Below are 9,971 nucleotides of genomic sequence, written 5' to 3'. Positions count from 1 at the left end.
AGCTAAGCCCTCCAGCGCCGATGGTACTGCACTCGACAGGGTGTGGGAGAGTAGGACACCGCCGAACACAACTTCAACCAGACAACCCCCGACCACCACAGTCGGGGGTTGTCTGCATTTCGAAACCATCCACAGTCACAACCACCGAACGCCACGCTCGCCCCGGATGGTTGTGTACCAGGACTGGGTTCTGTGGCACAGTCGACGACGATGAAACTCGCCGTCGAACACCACCGTGTCAGCAGAATTCTGCTCGATTTCGATCTCACCATCGAGTTCGACAACGGCGCCACTATTTCGTTCAGCGAGGTGGAAGTCGGTGATCTCACCGTCGACGAGGACAATCAGTTCGAGGGGCTTCGGTCCTTCGCGGCTCTGAACGGTCTGGTGTGCGAGAAAGCCGATTATGACGAATCCGGTGTTCTCAGAATGCTTTTCGCCGGTGATCGAACGGTGGTTGCCGGTCCCCGTGACGAAGTCGAATCCTGGGAGTACTGCGCCGCGGATGGGTCCACTGTCCTGTGCGGACCGGATGGAGCCGTCGAATCGTGGCCGGCACCCGAGCATCCTCGAGGCGAAGCACCGACCGTGGAAGGTCTGCCGTCCATCGGTGCCACCGTTGTGCGGCTGTCGACGGGAGACGATGCCGCGGTCGAGTTTTCCGATGGCATCAAGTTGCTGTTCGAGCTCCCGCTCGATTCCGGCTATCTCGTGTTGCGGGAGAGCGTCACGTCGAGCTCCGTCTCCGAAGGAGTCGGCGAAACGACCCATGGGGATTGGGTCGTCGAACTGTCCTCGGGACACGTGATCTTCTATCGACCGCGAACTCTGTAGGGCTTGCCGAATTGGGTTTCGACACCCGGTGAATACAGCACCGAGTCCGGCGCACGTGTACTGACGTCGGGCATGCCTGCCGCGGCCACGAGCTCGTCGGAGCAATGAGTGAGTTGCGCGTCGACCAGTTGCCAATGCCTGTGCACGTTCGGCACGTACAGCAGCCGCCCGGCCAGCGAAGTGTGCAATCCCCATCGCGCGGTGAGAAACACTGCGAGTGCGTCCTCGGACATATCGCGTGTTCCCCTGACGACTCCGAAATCCGTAGTAGCGCCGCGATGTGGAGGAGCGAGCCGTGTGCTGCAGTAGCCGATCGTTGTCGTGTCGTCGTCGATGTCGATCGATGCCCATCGATACGGAATGCGAGCGGCGTTGGTGCCCAACACGACTGCCAGCCTGGACGCCTCCAGCGACCGGAATACGACGCCGCGTCTGCCCTCGGCGTCGACGGAGTACAGGCGAACGTTGATTTCGCCGAACGTGCCGAAGTACGGAACGGGGTGTCGGTAACCCAGACCGGCACCGACCATGTGGAAGCCGATCAACCCGACCCAGGACGAACCGTCGAATTCGTCGGGAACACACCCTCGGGGAAGCAACGGAGCGACCACCGAGCTCGGAATCCGCCAGTGCAGAAAGACCAGCCGTTCCCATCGTTGATCCATCAGGATCGGACGAGGCAGCAGTGGTGGCCGCGGCCAGAGGCGTCGGGCATCGTCTCGATTCATGATTCGAGCGTATGCGCGCAGTGTCAGGTAGCGGTGAATCGGGCGTGCACGCTCGCAGCGATCGTGATGTTCTCGGGTTTGAGTGCGAATCCGGCCGGGGCAGACTTCGCGGCGAACATGCGCGGGGAGGCATCGGGGACGCCGTGCTCGGCGATGCCCGGCAGCAGACCTGGATCGGCTATCGCGACAGCATGCACGCTCGTTCGCCCCAGACTCGACGCGTAGGCCTCGGCTTTGGCGACAGCGTCCCGCACGGCGAGTTCTCGAACTGCAAGGGTGTGAGCAGTTCTGCTGGATTCAGTGAGGTCCCAAGCGAAGTGATCGATCGACACCCCCTCGAGGGCCGAGGCGGCATAGACGAACGCGTCGACCAGATCGAGTTGGCTGAACTGCACTTCCACCGAGGCCTCGGCCTGGTAGACGTACGGCAATTGTTCGCCGTCGTGATTGAAGGGGCGGTTCCGGGAGTGTCGAACCTGGTCCACCGACCATCGATCGATGGGGCCACCGTCGCTGTTGTAGAGCGGCTCGACGAGCCGGGTCAGTTCGCGGACGAGCTGCTGGGCGGGCTCTGAGGCGGACTCTGCTGTACGTCCGTCGGCACGCACACTCAGCGACAGGGTGCACTGTTCGGGTGGATACGTGGCTGCGCCGTGACCGACGACGGTGATGTCGAGTGCTTCAGGGCTCATGGTGTCCAGTGTGGCATTCGCACATGGATATTCACGGAACCTCAACAGTGCTGGCCGACGCGTCAGGTGGGGAGGACAATCGCGAGCATGCTTCCTGTTCTCGATCTGGCTTCGGCCGAAAACGACCCCTCCGCGTTCGAGCGGGCACTACGCGAGGCCGCCCATCGGTCGGGCTTCTTCTACCTCGTCGGGCACGGGATCGAGACCGAGCGAATGCACGACGTGCTGCGTCTGGCACGGGAGTTCTTCGCTGTGTCGGACGATGTCAAGGACGAGATCAGTCAGCTGAAAAGCCCTCACTTCCGCGGCTATTCGCGGGTGGGTGGAGAGCTGACCAACGGCCGAGTGGATTGGCGGGAGCAGATCGACATCGGACCCGAACGTCCTGCCATCGAGGGCGCAGAAGGCTACTGGAATCTCCAGGGCCCCAATCTGTGGCCCTCGCAGCCAGCAGGATTCCGGGAGACGTTCGAGCAGTGGGAGCGGACGGTCTCGAGCCTCGGCCTGCGTCTCCTCCGGCATTGGGCGCAGTCGCTCGGCGCATCCCAGAGCGTGTTCGACGAGGCATTCGCCACCGCGCCCGCCACCCTGATGAAGGTCGTGCGCTACCCGGGCACGCCTGACCACTCACAGGGCGTCGGCGCACACAAGGACTCCGGTGTGCTGACCCTGCTTCTCGTCGAACCCGAGTCGGTCGGGCTGCAGGTGGAGACGACTCCCGATACGTGGATCGATGTGCCGCCCTTGGCCGGAGCATTCATCGTCAACATCGGCGAGTTGTTGGAAGTGGCGACCGGCGGCTATCTCCGGGCCACGCGGCACCGGGTGGTCGCGCCGGGGCCCGGCATCGACCGGATATCGGTGCCACACTTCTTGAGCCCGGCGCTCGATGCCGTCGTACCGGTCATCGAACTGCCGCCCGAGTTGGCACTGCACTCACGGGGTGTCGAGAACGACCCCGACAACCCCATCTACAGCACCTACGGCGAGAACGCGTGGAAGTCCCGCACACGAGCGCACCCCGACGTGGCGCAGTTGCACCACGGCATCGTTCCTGCCGGGCAGCGGTCCGCCTACTGACTCCGGCTGCGCCCGTGTCGTGACAGTCGATACTGCGCCCATGCTCCGGTGCACCACAGCGCCCACAGGATCAACAGTGGCTGGAACAGCAATCGGATTCCTCGTGCTGTGTCGGAGTCGAGGCCGAACGCGTCGGTGTGGGTGACGAACTGCGAAATGTTGCCGGGGAAGACCGCTACGAAGAAGGCCGCGACCACCCAACCGACGAGCGGTGCACGAGCAGTCCAGAACAGCAGTGCCAGCCCGAGCACGATCTCGACGACCCCCGACGCCAGTACGACGAAGTCGGCGCTCAGCGGCACCCACCCCGGCACCTGGGCCCCGAAAGTCGTGCGCGCCCAGAACAGGTGGCTCAGACCGGCGAAGACGAGGAACGCCCCGAGTACGATCCGGCCGATGGTGCGAGATATCGATTTCGTCATTGCGTCATGAGACACCACGGGCACACTGGGCATCATGACCGGGAGCACACCGACCGACCCAGGGCGTCGTCGATGGGTTCTGCACGTCGACCTCGACCAGTTCATCGCTGCCGTCGAAGTGCTGCGCAACCCCGATCTGGCGGGTAAACCAGTGGTGGTCGGAGGTAGGGGAGATCCCACCGAGCGTGGTGTGGTCTCGACGGCCTCGTACGAGGCGAGAGCCAAGGGTGTCGGTTCCGGAATGCCGCTACGCATCGCCGCAAAGAAGATCCCCGACGCAGTGTTTCTTCCCGTCGACAAACCCGCATACGACGAGGCGTCGACGATGGTGATGGACACGCTGAGGACGTTGGGCGTCGTGGTCGAGGTGATCGGCTGGGACGAGGCGTTTCTCGGGGTGGAGACCGATGACCCGGAGCGCTTCGCGCGTACGGTGCACGACGCCGTGTTCGACGCGACGGGGCTGCACTGCTCGGTGGGTATCGGGGACAACAAGCTACGAGCCAAGATCGCCACCGACTTCGACAAGCCGCAGGGCATCTATCGCCTGACGCAGGACAATTGGTTCGACGTGATGGGCGATCGCGGTACCGACGCGTTGTGGGGAATCGGCAAGAAGATCTCCAAGAGGCTGACCGCGCTTGGCATCGCGACGGTTCGAGAACTGGCCGACGCCGACGATGCGGACCTCGCTGCGGCTTTCGGGCCGAAGATCGGTCCGTGGCTCGGAACGAAGGGGCGGGGAATCGACCTCGCGCCGGTCACGTCCGAGCCATGGGTTGCGCGTTCGCACAGTCGCGAGGTCACGTTCCAGACCAACGTCGCAGATTGGTCGGTCATTCGAGACGAGGTCGCGGCTCTGACGTCGAAGGTGTTGGCGGACATCGAAGCCGACAACCGGCCGGCCGTCCGGGCGGCATTGAAGATCCGCTATGCGCCGTTCGAGACGCACACAGTCAGCGCGCCGATCGCCGGCTCGCCGACCTTCGATCCGGCAACCCTGACTGCCGCCGCGGTTTCCCTCGTGGATCGTCTCGACCACAGTCGACAAGTCCGCTTGATCGGCGTCCGGCTGGAAATGACTCCGCCGCAACCTCTCTGACTACTTGCGGCCCGCCGCCCAGCGCAGTCCCCAACCGTACTTCTTGTCCAGGTCGGCCTGGCTGCCCTGGATGTACTCCACCTCGCGGGTGACGGTGATCCCCGCAGACGTGTTCTCCAACAACGCGATCGAGCAGATCCGTGCCGAGTTCTCGGCCGAGTCGAGTCGCACCTCCACCTGCGGGCCGCTGGTGGGGTACAGCGTCACCACTCCGTCCACGGCCGCCCAGTTGGGTGCGCCGTCGTAGATCATCGCGAAGATCAGGATTCGTGCGAACTTCTCGGGGTGGGCAAGATTGATGTGCATGTTCTCGCCGCCGCTGACCGAACCGGAACGGTCGTCACCGTCGAGTGCGATGAACGGCGCATCCTGAAGCGAACCGAAGCTGTTGCCGAGTGCCTGGACCACGCCCTTGGAGCCGTCCCGCAGTTCGTAGAGGCACCCGAGGTCGAGATCCACACCGCCGGAGCCGTACGACGCCGCAGCCAACTTGGCCAGGAAGCCCTTCTTCTTCGGCTGCGCTGCGGGTGCGCCGGACGACCAGTTGAGGTTCACCCGCATCGAGCCCTGCTTCTCGCCGGACTTGGTCAGGCTGATGGTCGGCGATGCCTTGGACAGCGTCACCTTGCTCAGACTGATCGGTGCTCCGGGTTGCCCTGCCGAGTTCTGCCCGGTCGAGGGTTTGCGGGTGTAGTCGATGGCCATGGTTGTGCCTTCCGGACGGTCGAGTCCCGGATCGCAATGTCCGGTTTGGGCGGTCCGTCGACAATAACCGCTGTTCCTACGTTCGACACCGGCCGGGAGTGGATTGTGCGCTTCGGCAATGTGAATACCGGTCGCTCGATCACCCCTTCGGCGTGTGCTGGACGCCGAAGATGGTGCGCATCGGTTCGTTGACGCTCGAGGTACCGACCCGAATATCGGCGCGACGGGTGAGTCCCGTCGCGCCGATATTCTTGGCTGCAATCCGACTTACGGACGCGGCACGTTGCGCAGATTCGACTTGGCCATCCGAACCGCTTCGCCGACGCCCCCGTTGAGGACGACCTTGCTCATCGCGAGCGCGAATCCCTTGATCTGCTCCCCGGTGATGGTCGGCGGCACCGACAGCGCGAGCGGATCGGTGATCAGCTGGACCAGTGCCGGGCCGTCGACCGCGAAAGCAGCCTCGAGCGCGCTGCGGATGTCCTCGGGCTTCTCGACGCGTTGCGCGTGAAGGCCCGCTGCGGCTGCGATGCCGGTGTAGTCGACCTGGGGCACGTCCACGCCGAAGTCGGGCAGGCCGTCGACGAGCATCTCGGCCTTGACCATGCCCAGCGTCGAATTGTCGAACAGCACGATCTTGACGGGCAGCTTGTACATCGCGACGGTCAGGAGTTCCGAGAGCAGCATCGAGAAGCCGCCGTCGCCCGAGATCGAGACCACCTGACGGCCGGGGTTGGCGAACTGTGCACCGATGGCGTGCGGCAACGCGTTGGCCATCGAGCCGTGCAGCATCGATGCTACGAAAGCTCTTCTACCGGTGGGGTTGATGTATCGCGCGGTCCACACGTTGCACATGCCGGTGTCCGTGGTGAACACGGCGTCGTCAGCGGCGAGGTCGTCGAGCACCGAGGCAGCGTACTCGGGGTGGATCGGAATGAGCTTCTCGGCGTTGCGGGTGTACGCGCCGACGGTCTTACCCATCAGGTCGTTGTGCTTGTCGACCCACTTCTCCACGTAGCGGCGGTCGATCTTGCGGGTGACCAACGGCTGCAACGCATTCAGGGTTGCCCGAACATCGCCGTGGATGGGGTACTGCACCGAGGTTCGACGCCCCAGCTTCGTGGGATCGATGTCGATCTGCGCGGTCGTGACGTCCTCGGGAAGGAACTGCTGATACGGAAAGTCGGTGCCGAGCAGGATGAGCAGATCCGCGTCGTGGATCCCGGCATGCGCAGCTCCGTAGCCGAGCAGCCCCGTCATGCCGACGTCGTACGGGTTGTCGTACTGGATGAATTCCTTGCCGCGCAACGAATGTCCGACGGGAGCACCGATGGTGTCGGCGAATGCCACCACCTCGTCGTGAGCACCCTTGACTCCGTAGCCGGCGAAGATGGCTACCTTCTCGGCGTTGTTGATGGCGTCGGCCAGTGTCTGGATGTCCGCCGCAGGCGGGGTGACGACCGGTGTCGAGGGAATGGCAATCGGGTCCATCGATCCGGCGGCCGACAATTCGGCGATGTCGCCGGGGAGCGTCAGCACCGACACTCCGCCGCCGGTGATGGCGGCATTGATCGCCGCACGGAACACGCGGGGTGCCTGCTCGGCGGTGGAGACGAATTCGTTGTAGAGCGAGCATTCTCCGAAGAGGCGATCCGGGTGCGTCTCCTGGAAGTAACCCGAGCCGATCTCACTGCTGGGAATGTGCGACGCGATCGCCAGAACCGGTGCGCCGGAACGGTGTGCGTCGAACAGGCCGTTGATCAGATGCAGGTTGCCCGGGCCGCACGAACCCGCACACACGGCCAGCGCGCCGGTGGTCTGCGCGTCGGCGGAAGCAGCGAACGCAGCGGCCTCCTCGTGGCGTACATGAATCCAGTCGATGCCGCCCTTGGCCGATCCGCCGGTGCGACGCACTGCGTCGACCACAGGATTGAGACTGTCGCCGACGATGCCGTAGATGCGTTGTACGCCGGCGTCGACGAGTCCTCGAACGAGCTGATCGGCCACTGTGGTGGGCATGTGCAATTCTCCTCGGATGTAGTGGCGCGTTCGGATCGATGTGCCTCACGTGCGCCAGTTCGACGCCTTCCCTGTGCCGAGGGCGTATCAAACATGAAAGTGCAGCGAGATCGCTATCGCAAGAGGAAAGCCCAGGTAGAGGCCCAGCGCGATCTCCGTCACGTGGCGATATTCCTGCCAGCACCCAACCGGTTTTGCGGGTGGCCCTACGCAGGCGACCGCAACACCCGAAGGGAAGCCGCGGTTCCCAGCACCAGGACTCCGGTCGCGATGGCGAAGGCGATCGAATAGGAGTCGCCGATGGCGGGTGCGACGATCAGCGGGCCGACCACCTGCCCGACGCCGTAGACCGCAGTCAGTGTTGCCGCGGTACGTCCGATGGGCAGTGTCTGGGCGGCGCTCATCGTCAGCATCGTGATGCCCATGAACGTTCCGCCGAACAGCAGAGCCGAGAACACGGCGGCGACGGTGTTCCCGGTCAGGGCGGGGAGTACTGCTGCGATCGACTGTAACGCGAACGCAGCCACCAAGGCGTTGAGCAGGGTGGTTCGGCGGGCGACTGCCTGCCACAACACCGTCGCCGGCACTGCGGCGAACCCGACGACGACCCACACCGCCGGACCCACCGACGTACTGCCGTGGCCACCGACCGCCGCCACGAGAAACGTGCCGACGATGATGTAACCGAGGCCCTCCAAGAAGTACGCGAACAGCAATGTCCGCCATACCGTTCGGGTCGTGCCGTCGATGTCGCCGGGCGCGGTCCGCGTTGCGGGCTCGGCATGCACCCGCAGCGTCCACGCCGGGGCGACGAGGACCACCGTCAGCAGCGCCGAGCACATCCACAGCGCCTCCCAGGACAGGTGCGGTCCGAGAAGCAGCGTCAGAATTCCCGACGCCGCGATGCCTGCGCCGACACCACCGAACGCGATACCGGGTGAGGCACCGTCGGCGCGATGCTTCGTAACGGTGCTCGCGCACGCGATGAAGACCGCGGCGCTCGCCAGGCCCGCCAGGAATCGCAGTGCGGAGAACGCTGCGGTGGAATGGACTGCAGCCATGGCCAACTCGCTGGCGACGAGGACCACTGTCCACAGTCGGAACGATGTCGTCGTGTTGATCGCCGGGCGCACGGACAGCACGATTGCGCCGACGAGATAGCCGGCGTAGTTCGCGGTCGCGATGACGGCACCGCTGCTCGGCGTCACCTCAGCCGCGTCGACCATGATCGGCAGCAGCGGCGTGAACACGAATCGTCCGACGCCCATCGCCGCCGCGAGTCCGGCAGCGGCGGCGAACGACAGTCGACGGCCGTTCATTGCGGTACCCCCTAGGTCGTTAGCCGGGTCAACGGTACGCGTCGTATCTTCGGCTCGCGAAACGGACATGAGGGAACCGGGCGAGCCTCCAGCGCGTCCAACTTCTGATGCCGACAGCGGGGGACACATGAGCGAGACAAAGTACACCGACGCAGAACGACCCATCTGGGTGCCGCACTGGCCGAACACATTGGGTCGACTGTGGCAGGCCATCATTGCCACCATTGCAGTGGTATCGATTTCAGTTTATCGAGGGCAGCTTGCGATCCGCGGTGACGGAGATTGGATCGACATCGGTTCGATGGCTCTGCTGGCCTTTGTGATCTGCACCTGGATCGGTCTCAACGACAACGTGATTCGGTGGGGTATCCCGATCGGATTCGTCCGGCGCGTCGAGGACGACGCGCATGGTAGCGGCGTGTCGATTCCGCCCCGGAGGGCCAAGCTCTGGTTGACCGCGCTCGCGTCGATCGCAGCGATAGGCATCGGCGTCGCTCTGTCCGAGAACGACAAGTTGGCTCCGGTAGGCATCCCGATCGCTGGAATTGCCGCCGTCGTGCTGCTGGTGACGCTCGGGTTTCGCAGCAGCGTCGAACTGCGTTTGTTCGCCGACGGGTTCGTCAGGCGCAGACGGTCGTGGATGTTCTTCTTTCCGCGTACCCGCGATATCCTCGTGCGCTGGAACGACGTGGAACAGTACGAGGCATCGACCTACCGGACCTCCGAGAAACGGGGGAGTGGATTCACCGAACCGGTCCTGTACATCCGAGCCACCGGGCTCGGCGTCGAGCGTCCCCGCGACCGACTCGACGAACCGAACCGGATGGCGATTCGGATTCACATGTTGGCAGCCGAACCGAATGCGATTCTGTCACTGATGAAGTGGTGCACCGACGGCCCGGCCAACCGGATCCGGTTGACCGGCTACGACTCACCCGACCTGCTGGTGCCACCACCGCTGCGTGAGCGACTCGATCGGTCGCGCTCCTAGCTCCGTCACTGGCCGGCATGGAACCGATCACAAGGTCGCTGCGTCAAACCCGATGACGCCGATTCACCGGGCGTCGATA

Annotated in this window: 10 protein-coding genes; 4 read left to right on the top strand and 6 right to left on the bottom strand. The window is 64.3% G+C overall.

Annotated features, from left to right (window positions below):
* Window positions 1-210 precede the first annotated feature (210 nt).
* On the top strand, window positions 211-834 hold the full coding sequence (locus CH275_RS17795; RefSeq protein WP_094679652.1) for a DUF6188 family protein: 624 nt from the start codon (window positions 211-213) through the stop codon (window positions 832-834).
* Here CH275_RS17795 and CH275_RS17790 read toward each other — a convergent pair.
* A complete protein-coding gene (locus CH275_RS17790; protein WP_256991102.1) occupies window positions 813-1,562 on the bottom strand; it encodes a YqjF family protein in 750 nt (249 codons plus the stop codon). The two genes, CH275_RS17795 and CH275_RS17790, sit on opposite strands and share 22 nt — an antisense overlap.
* A 23-nt stretch (window positions 1,563-1,585) precedes the next feature.
* The gene (locus CH275_RS17785; protein ID WP_094679651.1) at window positions 1,586-2,254 is read right to left on the bottom strand and encodes an SIMPL domain-containing protein; all 669 of its coding nucleotides are present in this window, start codon (window positions 2,252-2,254) and stop codon (window positions 1,586-1,588) included.
* Between the two features lie 87 nt (window positions 2,255-2,341).
* Here CH275_RS17785 and CH275_RS17780 point away from each other — a divergent pair, with 87 nt between their 5' ends.
* Entirely contained in the window at window positions 2,342-3,334 is a 993-nt protein-coding gene (locus tag CH275_RS17780; protein WP_094679650.1) for an isopenicillin N synthase family dioxygenase, read from the top strand.
* Here CH275_RS17780 and CH275_RS17775 read toward each other — a convergent pair.
* Window positions 3,328-3,756 (bottom strand): DoxX family protein, encoded by a 429-nt coding sequence (locus CH275_RS17775; protein WP_218828804.1) that lies wholly within the window; start codon window positions 3,754-3,756, stop codon window positions 3,328-3,330. The genes CH275_RS17780 and CH275_RS17775 overlap by 7 nt on opposite strands.
* A 34-nt stretch (window positions 3,757-3,790) precedes the next feature.
* Here CH275_RS17775 and CH275_RS17770 point away from each other — a divergent pair, with 34 nt between their 5' ends.
* Window positions 3,791-4,858 (top strand): DNA polymerase IV, encoded by a 1,068-nt coding sequence (locus CH275_RS17770; RefSeq protein WP_094679649.1) that lies wholly within the window; start codon window positions 3,791-3,793, stop codon window positions 4,856-4,858.
* Here the strand turns inward: CH275_RS17770 and CH275_RS17765 are convergent, their stop codons facing one another.
* The 3 genes from CH275_RS17765 to CH275_RS17755 form a co-directional block, all read right to left on the bottom strand.
* Window positions 4,859-5,563, bottom strand: coding sequence for a TerD family protein (locus CH275_RS17765; RefSeq protein WP_094679648.1), 705 nt, complete (start codon window positions 5,561-5,563; stop codon window positions 4,859-4,861).
* A gap of 267 nt (window positions 5,564-5,830) precedes the next feature.
* Window positions 5,831-7,582: a pyruvate dehydrogenase gene (locus tag CH275_RS17760; RefSeq protein WP_094679647.1), complete on the bottom strand. Its 1,752-nt coding sequence runs from the start codon at window positions 7,580-7,582 to the stop codon at window positions 5,831-5,833.
* A gap of 206 nt (window positions 7,583-7,788) precedes the next feature.
* A complete protein-coding gene (locus tag CH275_RS17755; protein ID WP_094679646.1) occupies window positions 7,789-8,901 on the bottom strand; it encodes a YbfB/YjiJ family MFS transporter in 1,113 nt (370 codons plus the stop codon).
* Between the two features lie 127 nt (window positions 8,902-9,028).
* Here CH275_RS17755 and CH275_RS17750 point away from each other — a divergent pair, with 127 nt between their 5' ends.
* A complete protein-coding gene (locus CH275_RS17750; RefSeq protein ID WP_094679645.1) occupies window positions 9,029-9,892 on the top strand; it encodes a hypothetical protein in 864 nt (287 codons plus the stop codon).
* Window positions 9,893-9,971: the final 79 nt, after the last annotated feature.

This window comes from Rhodococcus sp. 06-235-1A (genome assembly GCF_002258785.1).
GTDB lineage: Bacteria > Actinomycetota > Actinomycetes > Mycobacteriales > Mycobacteriaceae > Rhodococcoides.
The sequence above is the reverse complement of the archived record's forward strand: the minus strand, read 5'-3'. Positions and strand labels throughout refer to the sequence as shown.

What these genes read in the sequence shown, in the direction of transcription:
- CH275_RS17790 (WP_256991102.1), bottom strand. Translation starts at nt 1,562, where the DNA reads ATGAATCGAGACGATGCCCGACGCCTCTGGCCGCGGCCACCACTGCTG.
- CH275_RS17750 (WP_094679645.1), top strand. Translation starts at nt 9,029, where the DNA reads ATGAGCGAGACAAAGTACACCGACGCAGAACGACCCATCTGGGTGCCG.
- CH275_RS17780 (WP_094679650.1), top strand. Translation starts at nt 2,342, where the DNA reads ATGCTTCCTGTTCTCGATCTGGCTTCGGCCGAAAACGACCCCTCCGCG.
- CH275_RS17775 (WP_218828804.1), bottom strand. Translation starts at nt 3,756, where the DNA reads ATGACGAAATCGATATCTCGCACCATCGGCCGGATCGTACTCGGGGCG.
- CH275_RS17765 (WP_094679648.1), bottom strand. Translation starts at nt 5,563, where the DNA reads ATGGCCATCGACTACACCCGCAAACCCTCGACCGGGCAGAACTCGGCA.
- CH275_RS17755 (WP_094679646.1), bottom strand. Translation starts at nt 8,901, where the DNA reads ATGAACGGCCGTCGACTGTCGTTCGCCGCCGCTGCCGGACTCGCGGCG.
- CH275_RS17760 (WP_094679647.1), bottom strand. Translation starts at nt 7,582, where the DNA reads ATGCCCACCACAGTGGCCGATCAGCTCGTTCGAGGACTCGTCGACGCC.
- CH275_RS17770 (WP_094679649.1), top strand. Translation starts at nt 3,791, where the DNA reads ATGACCGGGAGCACACCGACCGACCCAGGGCGTCGTCGATGGGTTCTG.
- CH275_RS17785 (WP_094679651.1), bottom strand. Translation starts at nt 2,254, where the DNA reads ATGAGCCCTGAAGCACTCGACATCACCGTCGTCGGTCACGGCGCAGCC.
- CH275_RS17795 (WP_094679652.1), top strand. Translation starts at nt 211, where the DNA reads ATGAAACTCGCCGTCGAACACCACCGTGTCAGCAGAATTCTGCTCGAT.